We start from the raw sequence: 15,475 nt of genomic DNA on the forward strand, positions 1-15,475 counted from the left end.
GATTTGTTCCGTTTCGCGGGCGAACTCAACGACCAATCGCGAAGCTTCAGGAAATCGCCGCGGCGATCGCCCGGGACAGCTCGGCCCAGTCGTCGATGCGGGTGTGGCGGTCGGGCTCGGCCGGGGCGAGGGGACGCAGGCGCGGGTCGGCGACGTGCTGGAAGCGGGCGACCTGGGGCGCGTGATCGGCCACCGAATTCAAGTTCGGCAGCAGGTCGTCCACAAAGGCGACCGGGCCTGAGACCTGGGCGGCGAGGCCAGCGGCCAGCGGGCCCTTGGGGCCGGTGTTCAGGAGCAGGGGATAGTCCATGCCATGGCGGCCCAGCCAGCGGGCGCGGGCCAGCCGCGCCTGGCCGGGCGCATTGGTCAGGATCACCACGCTCGCCACCTGTGACAGTTCGCGAAGGGCGTCCGGGCCGCCAGGGGCGAGCTGCATGTCGCCGCAGCCATAGCGGAAGAAGTCGTCGAAGTGCCGCTTGCCCTCGTCCAGGTCCAGGTGCTGGTCCTCGCCGGGGCGATAGATGTTCTGGAACAGGGCGAAGCGGTCGAGGCGGAATTCCAGCCCCCGGTCGGCCAGGAAGTCGCCGAAGCCCTGCATGAACAGGCCCAGCACCTCGTCCACGTCGACGATGACCAGCGGCCGGTGGTGAGGCAGGCCCAGGTCCTGGAGGTGTGGCGTCTTGACGCTGGGTTGTGTTTGCTCGGCCAAGGGACACTCCGACGCGACTAACGTGAGTTTAAGGATATCCGTGAGATCAACGGGGCCAATGGTGGGGCTGCCGACCGATTCGCGCAGGCCCGAAGCATCGTCAGGACGTCAATGGCCAAGAAAGTCCTCATCGTCGAGGATAACGAGCTGAACATGAAGCTCTTTCATGATCTGCTCGACGCCCAGGGCTACGAGACCCTGCAGACCCGCGAGGGCCTGCAAGCGCTCGCCCTGGCGCGCGAACACCGTCCCGACCTGATCCTGATGGATATCCAGCTGCCGGAGATCTCGGGCCTCGAGGTCACTAAGTGGCTCAAGGAAGACGACGACTTGGCCGCGATTCCCGTGGTCGCTGTCACCGCCTTCGCCATGAAGGGAGATGAGGAGCGCATCCGCGAGGGCGGTTGCGAGGCCTACATCTCCAAGCCGATCTCCGTGTCTCACTTCCTTGAAACCATCCGTCGCCTGTTGAGCTGAGCGCCATGACCGCCCGCATCCTGGTCGTCGACGACATCGAGGCGAATGTCCGCCTCCTCGAAGCCAAGCTGACGGCCGAGTACTATGAGGTGCTCACCGCCAGTGACGGCCCGACGGCGCTCGCCATGGCGGCCAAGGAAAAGCCCGACATCATCCTGCTCGACGTGATGATGCCCGGCATGGACGGGTTCCAGGTCTGCCGGCGGCTGAAGGACGATCCCGAGACCCGCCACCTGCCGGTGGTGCTGGTCACAGCTCTGGACGGGCGCGGCGATCGGATCGCCGGGCTCGAAGCTGGCGCGGACGAATTCCTCACCAAGCCCATCGACGACGTCATGCTGTTCGCCCGGGTGCGCAGCCTGACCCGCCTGAAACTGGTCATCGACGAACTGCGTGAACGCGAGGCCTCGGGCCGGCGCATGGGCGTGATCGCGGGCGCCGCGTCGCGTCTGGGCGGCACGGGCGGCCGGGTGCTGATCGTGGACGACCATGAGCGCCAAGCCCAGCGCATCGCCGCTGAACTGGCCATCGAGCATCGGCCGGTGGTGGAAAGCGATCCGGACAAGGCCCTGATGACCGCCCGCGGTCCAGTCGACCTGGTGATCGTCAACGCCACGGCGCGCAGCTTCGACGGCCTGCGATTCACGGCGCACCTGCGCTCGGACGAGAGCACCCGTCACCTGCCGGTGCTGGCGGTGGTGGACTTTGACGAGCGGGCGCGGCTGGTGAAGGCCCTGGAGATCGGGGTCAACGACATCCTGCCCAAGCCGATCGACCCGCAGGAGCTGGCGGCCCGCGCCCGGACCCAGATCCGGCGCAAGCGCTATACCGACTATCTACGCGACAACCTCGATCACTCGCTGGAGCTGGCGGTCACCGACCAGCTGACCGGCCTGCACAACCGCCGCTACATGGTGGGGCAGCTGGAGGCCCTGGTGAAGCGGGCGACTCTGGGCGGCGACCCGGTCGCCTGCCTGCTGATCGACATCGACCACTTCAAGAAGATCAACGACGGCTACGGCCACGATGTGGGGGATGAGGTGCTGCGCGAGTTCGCCGTGCGCCTGGCCTCGAACGTGCGGGCCATCGATCTGCCCTGCCGCTATGGCGGCGAGGAGTTCGTGGTGGTCATGCCCGACACCCGTCTGGAAGACGCCCACCGGATCGCCGAGCGCATCCGTCTGCACGTCGCCGGCTCGCCCTTCCGGGTGAAGCACGGGGAAGAGCTGCTGACGGTGACCATCTCGGTCGGCGTGTCCGCGACGTTGGGCCCGTCGGAGCGTCCAGAAACCCTGCTCAAGCGGGCCGACGAGGGCGTCTATGAGGCCAAGGCCTCGGGGCGGAACAAGGTCGTCGCCCGGGCGGCCTGACCTATTTGATGACCAGACCCTGGCCGGTGGGCAGTTCCAGCACGCGGTAGCCGCGCTTCAGGAACCAATGCGTCTCGGCCACCAGCTGGTCCATGTAGTAGATCCACCCGAAGTCATCGAGCAGCAGGAACCCGCCCGGCACGATCCGGTCGAACATGGCCTCCAGGGCGGCGATCTCGGCGTCCCGGTTGTTCAGGTCCAGGTGCATGAAGGCGATCTTCTCTGGCGCCGCCACCTTGAACGTCTCCGGGACCAGGCCGGGGGTGATGATGACGTTCGGGAAGTCCTTGAAGCGCGCCTGGACCTGCATGAACAGGTCGGGACCATGCGCCTCCATGCTGTGATACGGGCGCTCGGGATCGCGGTCGAACAGGTCGTAGAGGTAGTAGCGGCGATCCAGGTTCGCGAAGTCCACGATATCGGCGACGATGCGGGCGCCGCTGCCGCGGTAGCAGCCGCATTCCATGAAGTCGCCTTCCAGGCGCAGGGCGCTGCGGGCGGCCCAGGCCAGCACCACGCGCCGCCAGAGCGCGCCGAACTCACCGTGGGTCAGGGAATGGGCGCGCCAGGCGTCCATCAGCACCTTGTCGTCCAGGAAACCCAGGGTCTTGCCGAGGGTGATGAGGTTGTCGCCGGCGAAGAAGCCACGGCGACGGGTCAGGGAGTCAAACAGGCCGTCCAGGTGGCTGTTGAACGCCTCGTTGTCCCTCAGGCCATAGAAGTTGCGGTACAGAAACGCGGGGAATTCCTGGGTCGGCTTCTCGTCGGACATCGTCGGCTCGGGCAGGGTTGGCTCACCGCCCTATGGCCCGCATCCCGGGGGCTGTCGAACGAAAAACGCCCGGCCGTGAGGCGCGGGCGTTTCAGCAGCAAACCCTGGTGGGGTTGCTTACTTGATCTTGCCTTCCTTGAACTCGACGTGCTTGCGCACGATCGGGTCGTACTTCTTCATGACCAGCTTGTCGGTCTTGGTCCGGGCGTTCTTCTTGGTGACGTAGAAGTAGCCGGTGTCCGCGCTCGAGTTCAGGCGGATCTTGATGGAGGCGGGCTTCGCCATGGTCGGTCCTCAGGCGGGGCCGGCGAACGAAGCGCCAGCGGACATTCGAAAGAGCGGCGGAAAATACGAATCCGCGCCGCAAAGTCAATGCGGTCTAGAGATGTAATGCTTTCTGCGACGTCACGCCGAACCGCATGAAGGGGATCGGGCGGTGCGGGTCCTCGATCCGGGCCATGGTTTCATGGATCACCTGGCGGGTCACCATGGGCAGGGGCAGCTCCAGAGCCTCTTCCAGTTCGAACCAGGCGATCTCTTCCAGTTCGCCGCAGTCGGCCTGTCGCTCCAGGCTGACCAGCCGCTCGGCGTCGGCCATCAGGAACCAGGTGTCGAACCGCTTGGCCAGTTGCGGCGGGGTCACGGCGCGATAGATAATCGACAGGGCTTCCAGGTCGGGCAGGGCGCCCTGGGCCAGGAATTCCCGCCACGGCCCCACGCCGGAGCGCGGCTCGGCGGACTGGGCCAGCAGCAGGCCGGCTTCCTCGAAGGTCTCGCGAATGGCGGTCAGGGCCAGGGCCCGTCCCCGCGAGGGCGGCAAGTGGCGCTCGAACTTGGCGGCCACATCCGGCTTCAGGTCGGTGGCGTAGGGCGCGCGGTAGTCGGACGGGTCGATCCGGCCGCCGGGGAACACCCAGAGATTCGCCATGAAGTCATGGCCGCCGTGGCGCTTGCCCATCAGCACCCGGGCCTTGGGGCCGTCGCGGCGAATAATGAACAGGGTCGCGGCGTTGCGGGGCCGCACGGCGCGGGTCCCGGGAGCTCGCATGCGCCCGCCCTCGGGCGGCCTCTTGGCGGGGGTCTCTTCACTCATGAAACAACTGTATGACCGCAGCGGCCCCGTGCAAACGGCGCCCTTACGTCAACCGCGCAGCTCGGGTTACTGGGGCGCGTCCGGCACGGGCAGCAGGAGCATGACATCCAGGTCCCGCATCGGCTTGAAGTTGGTCTTCTTCACCTGAAACTGGGTCGGGCTGATCTTGGTGACGCCCTGGCCGCAGAAGCTGACGAGGTTCTCTGGCGCGCCCTTGTCCACCGTCAGAGTGAAGTCGCCGATCGGTCCGGCCCAGTTGGCGCCCGTCCTCAGCACATAGGCGATCCGCTGCTCCCATAGCGGCGGGTAGTCCATGCCCGGCTTGCGGGTGCGGGCGGCGGCGGACAGGAACGCCTTGTCCATGCAGTACTTGGCGATCTCGGCCCGGCCTTCGGCGTCGGCGGTGAAGCGGGCGGAGCCGACCATGGTGCCTGCGCTGGCCCCGGCCGCCGGCTTGTAGCGGTGGTCCACCATAAGGTCGCGACCGGCCGGAAAGGTCTGCTGCCAGTGCCAGGTGGTCTTCAGGGTCCACAGGGGCGACAGGTGCTGTTTCATGCCCTTGCCGTCGTCGTCATATTCGTCGGGACGCACGAGGCCGAGATCGAGCAGGGTCTTGCCCTGGGCGGGCGTCAGGCGATCCAGAGCCTCCAGGGTCGAATGCAGGTGCGGCGCGAGCGGCAGGTTCATGCCCTTGAGCACCGCCGTCCGGTCCACCCCGTCCAGCACCGCTTTCTGTTCCAGCTCGGCCTTGACCGGGACGCCGTCCACCAGGGTGTGGAAGTCGAGCAGGTTCCGGGGATCTTCGGTGGGAACCGCCAGGGGCGCTTCGGTCGAGGGCACGTCGGGCATGGGGAAGGCCACCCGCGTGGTGATCGGCTGGCTGGTCAGGTTGCGGAACCGGTAGTGGACCCGGACTTCCTGGGCGGAGACGAACAGGTCCTCCGACGCCATCTGGATCTGGGCGCTACGGGTCAGCACCAGGCCGCCGGCCGCCATCTCGGCGCTGGAGTCGTTGGCCCCGGCCGGCGTCGCCGCCAGCAGGCCCAAGGCGGCCACAGCCGCTGTTGCGCGCAGGTTCATCTGACAGCCCCTCTTCAACCCGGCCGGGACTATTCCAGGCCGCACCGCCCAAGGCCAGGGGTCAGCGGCGCTTACCCTTGCGCACGCCCTTGGGCGGGCCGCCCCGGCGCTTGGCGTCGACGGCGCCGGGCTTGCGCCGGATCGCGCCCAGGCGGGGGCGCGGCGCGGTGGCGTCCGGCGGGGCGGGCTCGCTCAGCATGTCGAACAACAGACCGCCGGTGACGGGTGTGGCCTCCACCAGCCGCACATCGACCCGCATGCCCAATGGCCAGCGGTCGCCGGAGCGTTCGCCGACCAGGGCGTGCATGCGGTCGTCGTGGATGAAGAACTCCCCGCCCAGGCGCGAGATCGGCACCAGACCGTCGGCGCCCGTCTCATCCAGCCGCACGAACAAGCCGAAACGGGTGACGCCGGTGATCCGGCCCGGGAATTCCGCGCCGACCCGGTCGGCCAGGAAGGCGGCGATATAGCGGTCGGTGGCGTCGCGCTCCGCAGCCATGGCCCGGCGCTCGGCCAGGGTGATCCGCTCGGCGGTGTCCTTCATCTGCGCCATGTCGCGCTCGGTCAGGCCGTCGTCGCCGAAGCCCAGGGCGCGGATAAGGCCGCGGTGCACCACCAGGTCGGCATAGCGCCGGATAGGCGAGGTGAAGTGGGCGTAGCGCTGCAGGTTCAGGCCGTAGTGGCCGATGTTCTCGGTGGAATAGATGGCCTGCATCTGGCTGCGCAGAACCACCTCATTGATGATGTCGGCGTGCGGGCTCTCCCGGGTCTCCGCCAGCAGCCGGTTGAAGCGCTCGGTGCGCGGGGCCTCGCCCTTGGTCCAGGGAATGCCGAGCGTGCCCAGGAACTCGCCCAGCGCCTGCAGCTTCTCGGCGCTGGGTTGGTCGTGGATCCGATAGACCAGGGCCGTGCGCTTGGCCTCCAGGCTCTCGGCGGCGCAGACATTGGCCTGGACCATCATCTCCTCGATCAGCCGGTGGGCCTCCAGCGAGGCGCGAGGCTGGATCGAGGCGACCTCGCCCTCGCGGTTGATGATGATCCGCCGCTCCAGGCTCTCAATGGCCAGGGGGGAGCGGGCCTCGCGGCCCTTCAGCATGATCCGGTAGGCGGCCCACAGGGGCTTGAGGATGGTCTCGAGCAGGGGGCCGGTGGTCTCGTCGGGCGTTCCGTCGATGGCGGCCTGGGCCTGCTCGTAGGACAGCTTGGCGGCTGAGCGCATCAGGCCGCGGACGAATTTGTGCGAGCGCTTGCGCCCCTGGGCGTCGAACACCATGCGCACCGCCAGGCAGGCGCGGTTCTCGCCGAAGCGCAGGGAGCACAGCCCGTTGGACAGGCGCTCGGGCAGCATGGGCTCAACCCGGTCGGGGAAGTAGACGCTGTTGCCCTTCTCGCGGGCTTCCTTGTCCAGGGCCGAGCCCGGCCGGACATAGGCGGCCACGTCGGCGATGGCGACCCAGACCACGCAACCGCCAGCGTTGTCCGCCGCATCGTCGGGGTGGGCGTAGACCGCGTCGTCATGGTCTCGGGCGTCGGCCGGGTCGATGGTGATCAGCGGCAGGTCGCGCAGGTCCTCGCGGCCGGCCAGGGTCGGGGGCTCGGCGGCTTCGGCCTCGGCCTCGGCCTCATCGGAGAAGCCGGTGGGGATGCCGTGCGAATGGATGGCGATCAGGGACGCCGCGCGGGGCTGGTCCTCCCGGCCGACCACTTCCAGGATCTTGCCGCGCTTGGGGCCATAGCGGCGGTCAGAGACGCCCACCTGGGCCAGGACAAGGTCGCCGTCCCGAAGCTCCAGGGCCTCGCCCTCGGGGATGACCAGGCTCTCCTTGGTGCGGCGATCCACGGGCTCGACGCGGGTCTCCCGGCGGGCCTTGCGGATGACGCCCAGGATGCGGTGGGCGCTGGCGCCGATGCGGCGGATCAACCGGGCCTCCAGCTCCCCGCTCTCCAGCCGTTCGAAGCGCACCAGCAGTCGGTCGCCCAGGCCAGGCGCGCCGCCGACCATGTCGCGTTCGGGAGCGAGGCGGACCAGCGGGATATCGTCGCCACCCTTGACGAGGCGCACGAGCAGTTCGCCGTCAGGGTCGCGTTCCACGATGTCCACGACGCCGACCGGGGGCAAGGCGCCGGCCTGGGCCAGGCCCCGGCGGCCGCGCCGGCCCAGGGACCCGTCGGCCTCCAGGGACAGCAGCATTTCGCGCAGCGCTTTCCGGTCCGCGCCCTTCAGGCCGAAGGTGCGGGCGATATCGGCCTTGTTGGTCTCACCCGCCTCGCGGATGAACCGCAGCAGGGTTTCGCGGTCAGGCAGGCCCTGGGCCGGCTTGGAACTCGGCTTGGCGCCGGGAAAACGGGACGCCTTGGGCGCGCGGGGTTTAGCCATGCGCCCCTCTTAGCCCAATTCGCGCCGCGGCGTCGCCTGGTCCTATTCGTCGTCCCAGGGGGCGGAGCTGTCATCCGCCGCCGCCTTGGCCTTGGCGGGGGCCTTCTTGGCCGGAGCCTTCTTCGCCGCTGGCTTCTTTTCAGCGGCCTTCTTGGCGGTCGTCTTCTTGGCCGCCGGCGCCTTCTCGGCCTTGGGCTTGGCGGCCTTCTTCGCCGGCTTCTTGCCGCCGCCCTTGGCCTCGCGCTCGGCCAGCAGCTTGACCGCTTCCTCAAGGGTCAAGGCCGCCGGATCCGTGCCGCGCGGCACGTTGGCGTTGGTGGAGCCATGCTTGATGTAGGGGCCATAGCGGCCGGACAGCACCTTGACCGGCGCGCCGTCGGTCGGGTGGGCGCCCAGGTCCTTCAGCGCCGCGGCCTCACCGCGTCCGCCCCGTCCACCGGCCCGCTTTTCAGCCAGCAGGGTGACGGCCCGGTTCAGGCCCACCTCGAACACCTCGTCGGCGTTGGGCAGGTTGGCGTAGGTGCCGGCGTGCAGGACGAAGGGACCGAAGCGGCCGATGCCGGCGGTGATCGGCTGGCCGTCCTCCGGGTGCTTGCCCACTTCGCGCGGCAGCCGGAGCAGGCGCAGACCCTTTTCCAGGTCCATGATCGCCGGCGTCCAGCCCTTGGGCAGGCTGGAGCGCTTGGGCTTGTCGCCTTCGCCCAGCTGGACATAGGGGCCAAACCGGCCCGCTTTCAGGAACACGGTCTCGCCGGTTTCCGGATCGACCCCGAGTTCACGGTCGCCATTCTGGGCCTCGGCGTCGTCATCGGACTGGGCCAGAGGGCGGGTGTAGCGGCATTCCGGATAGTTGGAGCAGCCGATGAAGGCGCCGAACTTGCCGGTCTTCAGGCTGAGCCGCCCGGCCCCGCAGGTGGGGCAGCCGCGCGGGTCCGAACCGTCTTCCTTATCCGGGAAGATGTGCGGCCCCAGGGCCTCGTTCAGGGCCTCCAGGACGTTGGTGACGCGCAGCTCGGCGATCTCGCCGACCGAGGCGTGGAACTGGTCCCAGAACTCGCGCAGCAGGGCCTTCCAGTCGAGCTCGCCGGCCGAGACCAGGTCGAGCTTCTCTTCCAGGGCCGCGGTGAAGTCGTACTCCACATAGCGCCGGAAGAATTGCTCCAGGAAGGCCGTGACCAGCCGGCCCTTGTCCTCGGGCACGAACCGGTTTTTGTCCATGCGGACATAGGCCCGGTCGCGCAGCACGGTCAGGATCGAGGCGTAGGTCGACGGACGGCCGATCCCCAGCTCTTCCATCTTCTTGACCAGGCTGGCTTCGGAATAGCGCGGCGGCGGCTCGGTGAAGTGCTGTTCGGCGCGGCTGCCGATCACCCGGGCGTCGGCGCCTTCCTTGACCTGAGGCAGGCGGCCGCCTTCCTCGTCGTCGGCGTCGTCTCGGCCCTCCTCGTAGACGGCGAGATAGCCGTCGAACAACACCACCTGGCCGGTGGCCCGCAGGCCGGTCTTGCCGTCGGCGCTGTCGAGATCGATGGAGGTGCGCTCGATGCGGGCGCTCTCCATCTGCGAGGCGATCATCCGCTTCCAGATCAGCTCGTAGAGCCGGCCGAGGTCGCTCTCCAGCCGCAGGGAGCCGGGATTGCGCGCCAGGCTGGTCGGCCGGATGGCTTCGTGGGCCTCCTGGGCGTTCTTGGCCTTGGTCTTGTAGATGCGCGGGGCGTCGGGGACGTAGGTCTTGCCATAGAGCCCGCCGATCACCTGGCGCGCCTCATCAATGGCTTCCGGCGCGGCCTGCACGCCGTCGGTCCGCATATAGGTGATGAGACCCACGGTCTCGCCGCCGATATCCACGCCCTCGTACAGCTTCTGGGCGGCCTGCATGGTCCGCTGGGCTGAGAAGCCGAGCTTGCGCGCGGCTTCCTGTTGCAGGGTCGAGGTGGTGAAGGGCGGGGCGGGGGACCGCTTGCCGGGCTTCTTCTCGACCGCTGAGATCTTGAAGGTCGCGCCTTCCACGGCGGCCTTGGCGGCCATGGCGGCGGGCTCATTGCCAAGGTCGAACTTGGTGAGCCGCTTGCCCTCGTGCTTGACCATCCGGGCGATGAAGGGATCGCCGCCGGAGGAGACGTCGGCCTCGACGCTCCAGTATTCCTGGGTCTTGAAGCGCTCGATCTCGAGCTCGCGGTCGACGATCAGGCGCAGGGCCACCGACTGCACGCGGCCGGCCGAGCGCGAGCCCGGCAGCTTGCGCCACAGCACCGGCGACAGGGTGAAGCCCACCAGATAGTCCAGGGCGCGGCGGGCCAGATAGGCCTCGACCAGCTCCATGTCGATGTCGCGCGGATGCTTCATCGCCTCGGTGACGGCGGACTTGGTGATGGCGTTGAACACCACCCGCTGGACCTCGGCGCCTTTGACGGCCCGCTTCTTCTGCAGCACCTCCAGGACGTGCCAGGAAATGGCTTCGCCCTCGCGATCCGGGTCGGTGGCCAGGATGATGCGCTCGGCGCCCTTGGCGGCCTCGGCGATGTCCGACAGGCGCTTGGCGGCCTTGGCGTCCACGTCCCACAACATGGCGAAGTCCTCGTCCGGCTTCACCGAGCCGTCCTTGGCCGGCAGGTCGCGGACGTGACCGTAGGAGGCCAGGACCGTATAGCCCGAGCCGAGGTACTTATTGATGGTCTTGGCCTTTGCGGGGCTCTCGACGACGACGAGGTTCATGCTGTTTGGGGCGTTCCATCGGGCCGAGCGCCCGGAATCCAAGGGTCCGGAAGGTGGGGCGGGCGCCCCCGGCCTGTCAACGGGCCGTGATGAAGGTTCTTTTCCGACAATCTATGCGCGCTGCATTTTGCGGCGCTCGCCACGGTGATTTTGCTGAGGCTGGCCGTGTCCCTCATACGCTGGCCGCCGCGCCACCGGCGGTGAACTCCAGCCGACCGGCCAGTTCGAGCTCGGCCAGGGCGGCCAGGACGTGGGCTGCTGGCGCGCCCGAGGCGCGGATCAGCTCGTCGCGGGACACCGGGGTGGGGGAGAGCAGGGCGGCGACGCGTTCGCGCAGGGCGTCGGCCTCGCGCTCGGCCAGGGGCTCCGGGCGGAACTCCGGCGCGGGCGGGGCCTCGAAGCCGCGGAAGCCCTCCAGCACTCTGAGCACGTCGTCGATCCCCTCGCAGACCGCGGCGCCCTGGCGGATCAGGTCGTTGCAACCCTTGGCCCGGGGATCGAGGGGCGATCCGGGCACGGCCAGGACTTCGCGGCCCTGCTCAGCCGCAAGCCTCGCGGTGATCAGGGATCCGGAGCGGATCTCGGCCTCCACCACCACGACGGCGCGGGCCAGGCCGGCGATGAGCCGGTTGCGGCGGGGGAAGTCCCGGGCGGTGGCCGAATAGGTGGGCGCGCTCTCCGAGACGATCAGGCCTCGCGCCGCGATCCGGGCATGCAGGTCGGCGTGCTGGGGTGGATAGATGTCGGCCACCCCGCCGCCCAGGACGGCGATGGCGCCGCTGTCCAGGGTGGCTTCGTGGGCCGCGCCATCGATGCCGCGCGCCATGCCGGAGACGACCACGAAGCCGGCCCGGCCCAGGTCGGCGGCAAGTTCGCGGGCGAACCTTTGGCCGGCAGCCGAGGCGACCCGGGCCCCGACCACGGCCACGGCCGGGCGATGCAGCAGGGTCTCGTCGCCAAGCGTCCAGATCAGCGGCGGCGGCGGGTCGAGATGGGCCAGGCCCAGGGGGAATTCCGGCTCGCACGCGGCGATCAGCCGCGCCCCCAGCCTCGCGCCCTGCTCAAGCTCGGCGTCGGCCTCGGCCGGGCCTGGGATGCGCGGCGGCGCCGCCCGGCCGCTGCGGCGGGCCAGGTCGGGGAGGGCGGCGAGCGCCAGGGACGGCTCGCCATAGCGATGAATAAGGTCTCGGAAGCTGACCGGTCCGATGCCCTCGGTGCGCGCCAGCCTGAGCCAGTCACGCCGGGCGGCGTCGGTCAGCCTCAGCGTCACGCCGTCGTCTCAGCCGGCGGGGCGGCCTTCTTGGCGCCGATGCGCGGCTCCTCGCCCTTGAGCAGGCGGGAGATATTCTCCTTGTGGCGGATATAGACCAGCACCGCCATGAACACGCACAGGGCCGTCACCGGGTAGGGCTGGTCCCACAGGAAGAGCGAGAACAGCGGCGCCAGGGCGACCGCCGTCAGGGCCGCCAGGGACGAGATCCGGAACACCGCCGCCATGATGATCCAGGTGAGGGCCGCCGTGGCGCCGACCGGGAAGGCCGCGGCCAGCAGGGTGCCGTAGAAGGTCGCCACGCCCTTGCCGCCCTTGAAGCCCAGCCAGACCGGGAACAGGTGGCCAAGGAAGGCCGCGCCGCCCGCCAGGCAGGTGAGCAGGGCCTGGGCGTCCTTGGAGCCGTGGCGGGTGGCCAGCCAGGCGATCAGCACCGCCATGGCGCCCTTGCCGCCGTCCCCCAGCAGGGTGATCAGGGCCAGGTCCTTGCGGCCGGTGCGCAGCACATTGGTCGCGCCGATATTGCCGGAGCCGATGCTGCGGACATCGCCCGCGCCGCCCAGGCGGGTGGCGATGACGCCGAACGGAATGGAGCCGAGCAGGTAGCCGCCCACCAGGGCGGCGGCGATCAGCAGCGGATTAAGCTCAACAGGCATGGTCGTTTCCCCCTGATTTGAGCCAAGTCCTATCCGCGCCGCTGCGGCCCGTCACCTCGCGTGATTGTTACGAGGTTGAGAACAAAAAGGCAACAACCTTCAGGCGCGATAGACGACGCGGCCGTCGACCAGGGTCATCTTCACCTCGCCTTGCAGCCGGCGACCGTCGAAGGGCGAGTTCTTGGACTTGGACTTCAGCTGGGCCGCGTCGACCAGGATCGGCGCGTCGATGTCGCACAGCACCAGGTCGGCGGGCGCGCCCTTCGCCAGGCGGCCGGCCGGCAGGCCAAGCAGGTCCGCAGGCTTGGAGGTCACCGCCCGCATCAGGTCGATGAGCGGGATGCGGCCCTCGTGGTGGAAGGCGAGCAGGGCGGGCAGCAGGGTCTGCAGGCCCACGGCGCCGGGCGCGGCCTCGTCGTAAGGCAGGCGCTTGTCCTCGGCGGGCGCCGGACAGTGGGCCGAGACCACGATGTCGATCAGGCCGCTGGCCAGGGCCTCGATCAGGGCCTGACGATCGTCCTCGCCGCGCACGGGCGGGTCGAACTTCAGGAAGGTCCGGTAGTCGCCGATGTCGATCTCGTTGAACGACAGGTGGTTGATCGAGGTGGTGGCCGTAACCTTCAGGCCCTTGGCCTTGGCGCGCGCCAGGGTCTCCAGCCCGCGGGCCGTGGTCACCTGGTCGACCAGGAAGCGCGCGCCGGTCAGCTCGACCAGGGCCATGTCGCGCTCCAGCATGATCTGCTCGGCTACGGCCGGGACCGAGGGCAGGCCCATGCGGCCGGCGAACTCGCCGGAGGTCGCCGCAGCGCCGGCCGACAGCCAGGGGTCGGCCGGGCGGTGGGCGACCAGGGTGTCGAAGCCCTTGGCGTAGGCCAGGACCCGCTGCATGACCTTGGAATTGACGATGGGCCGGTCGGCGTCGGTGACGAACAGGCAGCCGGCCTCGCGCATCAGGCCGATCTCGGCCATCCGCTCGCCCTTCGCGCCCTTGGTCGCGGCGCCGGCCGGATAGACGTGGACCAGTTCGATGTCGCGGGTCCGGCGCAGGATGAAGTCCACCACCGAGGGCTCGTCGATCACCGGGTTGGTGTCGGGCTGCAGGACGATGGAGGTGACGCCGCCAGCCGCGGCGGCAAGGCCGGCCGACTTCAGGGTCTCCTTGGTCTCGGCGCCGGGCTCGCCGGTGCGGACCTTCAGGTCGATCAGGCCGGGCGCCAGCATGGCGCCGCGGGCGTCGATGACCTCGACGTCCTCGGAGAGCGCGCCAGGATCCTTGCCCTGGATCACGTCGGCGATCAGGCCGTCGCGCACCACCAGGGCGCCAGGGCCGTCATAGCCGCTGGCCGGGTCGACGAGGCGGGCGTTCACGAAGGCGATAGGGCGCGGCATGGCTTAGAGCTCGAACCGTTCGAGCCACTTCTCGGCGACCGGGGGCGCATAGGCCGCCAGGGCGTCGATCAGGGTCTCGGGATGGTCTGCAAAGGTCAGCATCTGGCGATGCACGGGTTTGACGAAGGCCTGGTCCACCGTGTGGTCCAGAAACCGCGCCAGGCCATCATAGTAGCCGGCGATGTTCAGGAAGCCGACGGGCTTCCCATGGAAGCCCAGCTGGCCCCAGGTCCAGATCTCGAAGACCTCTTCCAGGGTGCCGGCGCCGCCGGGCAGGGCGATGAAGCCGTCGGACAGTTCGGCCATGCGCGCCTTGCGCTCATGCATGGAGCCCACGACCTCCAGCCGGGTCAGGCCGGTATGGGCGATCTCCTTGCGGCTGAGCGCCTCGGGCAGGACGCCGATGACCTCGCCGCCGGCGTCCAGCGCGGCGTCGGCCACCAGGCCCATCAGCCCGACCTTGGCGCCGCCATAGACCAGCGTCAGGCCGCGCCGGGCCATCTCCTTGCCGGTGGCCACGGCCGCGCGGCCATAGCCCGGATCGGCGCCTGGGCTCGATCCGCAGAAGACGCAGAGGCTGCGCATCAGGCGTTTTCCAGCCGGGCCGCCAGGGTGGCCAGCACCGCCATGCGCGCCGCGACGCCCATTTCCACCTGGTCCTGGATCAGGGAGACGTTCAGGTCGTCGGCCACGTCGGAATCGATCTCGACCCCGCGGTTCATGGGCCCCGGATGCATTACCCGCACATGGGGCGCGGCATGGGCCAGCTTCTCGCGGTCGAGGCCGTAGAAGCGGAAGTACTCGCGCTGGGACGGCGCCATGACCCCGTCCATCCGCTCGAGCTGCAGACGCAGCATCATGACCACGTCGCACCCTTCGATGCCCTTGCGCATGTCGTGGAAGACCTCGACGCCCCAGCGGTCGGCCTGGGTCGGCATCAGGGTCGGCGGGCCGACCAGGCGCACCTGGGCGCCCATCATCTGCAGCAGGCCGACATTGGAGCGCGCCACGCGGCTGTGCAGGACGTCGCCGCAGATGGCGACCTTCAGACCGCCGATCCGCCCGAAGGCCCGGCGCATGGACAAGGCGTCCAGCAGGGCCTGGGTCGGATGCTCGTGCTGGCCGTCGCCGGCGTTGATCACCGAGCAGGTGACCTTCTGCGACAATAGGCTGGCCGCGCCGGAGGAGCCGTGGCGGACCACCAGCAGATCCGGCTGCATGGCGTTCAGGGTCACGGCCGTGTCGATCAGGGTCTCGCCCTTGGAGATCGACGAGGAGCGGGGGCTCATATTGACCACGTCCGCGCCCAACCGCTTGCCCGCCAGCTCGAAGGAGCTCTGGGTCCGGGTGGAGTTCTCGAAGAACAGGTTCATCAGCGTCCTGCCCTTGAGCAGGTCCAGCTTCTTCGAGGTCTGGCGATTGAGCGACACGAAGCCGTCGGCCAGATCCAGGAGGTTCGTGACCTCCACCGGATTGAGGTCCAGAACGGACAGGAAGTGGCGGCGCGGGAACGGGAAGGTCCTGTTGAGGACCTCGTTCAGACCGGGGGGCAAGGCTGTCATTAAAG

Annotated in this window: 14 protein-coding genes; 2 read left to right on the top strand and 12 right to left on the bottom strand. The window is 69.0% G+C overall.

Annotated elements, in window-relative coordinates; genetic code table 11:
• Positions 1–46: 46 nt before the first annotated feature.
• On the bottom strand, positions 47–661 hold the full coding sequence (locus ACFQ27_RS12865) for a hypothetical protein (protein ID WP_374347528.1): 615 nt from the start codon (positions 659–661) through the stop codon (positions 47–49).
• A gap of 159 nt (positions 662–820) precedes the next feature.
• Between ACFQ27_RS12865 and ACFQ27_RS12870 the strand changes: the two genes are divergently transcribed.
• The gene (locus tag ACFQ27_RS12870; RefSeq protein WP_374347368.1) at positions 821–1,186 is read left to right on the top strand and encodes a response regulator; all 366 of its coding nucleotides are present in this window, start codon (positions 821–823) and stop codon (positions 1,184–1,186) included.
• Between the two features lie 5 nt (positions 1,187–1,191).
• The gene (locus ACFQ27_RS12875; RefSeq protein ID WP_374347366.1) at positions 1,192–2,556 is read left to right on the top strand and encodes a PleD family two-component system response regulator; all 1,365 of its coding nucleotides are present in this window, start codon (positions 1,192–1,194) and stop codon (positions 2,554–2,556) included.
• Position 2,557: 1 nt separating this feature from the next.
• Here ACFQ27_RS12875 and ACFQ27_RS12880 read toward each other — a convergent pair whose 3' ends face one another.
• The 11 genes from ACFQ27_RS12880 to ACFQ27_RS12930 form a co-directional block, all read right to left on the bottom strand.
• Positions 2,558–3,328 (bottom strand): TylF/MycF/NovP-related O-methyltransferase, encoded by a 771-nt coding sequence (locus tag ACFQ27_RS12880; protein ID WP_374347365.1) that lies wholly within the window; start codon positions 3,326–3,328, stop codon positions 2,558–2,560.
• A gap of 117 nt (positions 3,329–3,445) precedes the next feature.
• Positions 3,446–3,613 (bottom strand): 50S ribosomal protein L33, encoded by a 168-nt coding sequence (gene rpmG / locus ACFQ27_RS12885; RefSeq protein WP_374347363.1) that lies wholly within the window; start codon positions 3,611–3,613, stop codon positions 3,446–3,448.
• 94 nt (positions 3,614–3,707) lie between these two features.
• Entirely contained in the window at positions 3,708–4,376 is a 669-nt protein-coding gene (locus ACFQ27_RS12890) for an NUDIX hydrolase (RefSeq protein WP_377353866.1), read from the bottom strand.
• A gap of 111 nt (positions 4,377–4,487) precedes the next feature.
• A complete protein-coding gene (locus ACFQ27_RS12895) occupies positions 4,488–5,501 on the bottom strand; it encodes a DUF4424 domain-containing protein (RefSeq protein ID WP_377353867.1) in 1,014 nt (337 codons plus the stop codon).
• Between the two features lie 61 nt (positions 5,502–5,562).
• Positions 5,563–7,878, bottom strand: coding sequence for a ribonuclease R (gene rnr, locus ACFQ27_RS12900; protein ID WP_377353868.1), 2,316 nt, complete (start codon positions 7,876–7,878; stop codon positions 5,563–5,565).
• Positions 7,879–7,920: 42 nt separating this feature from the next.
• Positions 7,921–10,593, bottom strand: coding sequence for a type I DNA topoisomerase (gene topA, locus ACFQ27_RS12905; protein ID WP_377353869.1), 2,673 nt, complete (start codon positions 10,591–10,593; stop codon positions 7,921–7,923).
• Between the two features lie 172 nt (positions 10,594–10,765).
• Positions 10,766–11,863 carry a DNA-processing protein DprA gene (gene dprA / locus ACFQ27_RS12910; protein ID WP_374347353.1) on the bottom strand — a complete coding sequence of 366 codons (1,098 nt, stop codon included), beginning with the start codon at positions 11,861–11,863 and terminating at the stop codon, positions 10,766–10,768.
• Positions 11,860–12,519: a glycerol-3-phosphate 1-O-acyltransferase PlsY gene (gene plsY / locus ACFQ27_RS12915; RefSeq protein ID WP_374347351.1), complete on the bottom strand. Its 660-nt coding sequence runs from the start codon at positions 12,517–12,519 to the stop codon at positions 11,860–11,862. Before plsY ends, dprA begins: the two co-directional genes overlap by 4 nt.
• 99 nt (positions 12,520–12,618) lie before the next feature.
• A complete protein-coding gene (pyrC, locus tag ACFQ27_RS12920) occupies positions 12,619–13,908 on the bottom strand; it encodes a dihydroorotase (RefSeq protein ID WP_377353870.1) in 1,290 nt (429 codons plus the stop codon).
• Positions 13,909–13,911: 3 nt separating this feature from the next.
• On the bottom strand, positions 13,912–14,493 hold the full coding sequence (locus ACFQ27_RS12925; protein ID WP_377353871.1) for an LOG family protein: 582 nt from the start codon (positions 14,491–14,493) through the stop codon (positions 13,912–13,914).
• Positions 14,493–15,470, bottom strand: a complete 978-nt coding sequence (locus ACFQ27_RS12930) for an aspartate carbamoyltransferase catalytic subunit (RefSeq protein WP_374347345.1) — start codon at positions 15,468–15,470, stop codon at positions 14,493–14,495. Before ACFQ27_RS12930 ends, ACFQ27_RS12925 begins: the two co-directional genes overlap by 1 nt.
• Positions 15,471–15,475 lie beyond the last annotated feature (5 nt).

This window comes from Phenylobacterium conjunctum (assembly GCF_042679085.1).
In the GTDB taxonomy this organism is placed as follows: domain Bacteria; phylum Pseudomonadota; class Alphaproteobacteria; order Caulobacterales; family Caulobacteraceae; genus Phenylobacterium; species Phenylobacterium conjunctum.

Excerpts from the sequence above, each read along its gene's own strand:
- ACFQ27_RS12870 (WP_374347368.1), top strand. The coding sequence starts at position 821 with ATGGCCAAGAAAGTCCTCATCGTCGAGGATAACGAGCTGAACATGAAG.
- ACFQ27_RS12875 (WP_374347366.1), top strand. The coding sequence starts at position 1,192 with ATGACCGCCCGCATCCTGGTCGTCGACGACATCGAGGCGAATGTCCGC.
- ACFQ27_RS12880 (WP_374347365.1), bottom strand. The coding sequence starts at position 3,328 with ATGTCCGACGAGAAGCCGACCCAGGAATTCCCCGCGTTTCTGTACCGC.
- rpmG (WP_374347363.1), bottom strand. The coding sequence starts at position 3,613 with ATGGCGAAGCCCGCCTCCATCAAGATCCGCCTGAACTCGAGCGCGGAC.
- ACFQ27_RS12890 (WP_377353866.1), bottom strand. The coding sequence starts at position 4,376 with ATGCGAGCTCCCGGGACCCGCGCCGTGCGGCCCCGCAACGCCGCGACC.
- ACFQ27_RS12895 (WP_377353867.1), bottom strand. The coding sequence starts at position 5,501 with ATGAACCTGCGCGCAACAGCGGCTGTGGCCGCCTTGGGCCTGCTGGCG.
- rnr (WP_377353868.1), bottom strand. The coding sequence starts at position 7,878 with ATGGCTAAACCCCGCGCGCCCAAGGCGTCCCGTTTTCCCGGCGCCAAG.
- topA (WP_377353869.1), bottom strand. The coding sequence starts at position 10,593 with ATGAACCTCGTCGTCGTCGAGAGCCCCGCAAAGGCCAAGACCATCAAT.
- plsY (WP_374347351.1), bottom strand. The coding sequence starts at position 12,519 with ATGCCTGTTGAGCTTAATCCGCTGCTGATCGCCGCCGCCCTGGTGGGC.
- pyrC (WP_377353870.1), bottom strand. The coding sequence starts at position 13,908 with ATGCCGCGCCCTATCGCCTTCGTGAACGCCCGCCTCGTCGACCCGGCC.
- ACFQ27_RS12925 (WP_377353871.1), bottom strand. The coding sequence starts at position 14,493 with ATGCGCAGCCTCTGCGTCTTCTGCGGATCGAGCCCAGGCGCCGATCCG.
- ACFQ27_RS12930 (WP_374347345.1), bottom strand. The coding sequence starts at position 15,470 with ATGACAGCCTTGCCCCCCGGTCTGAACGAGGTCCTCAACAGGACCTTC.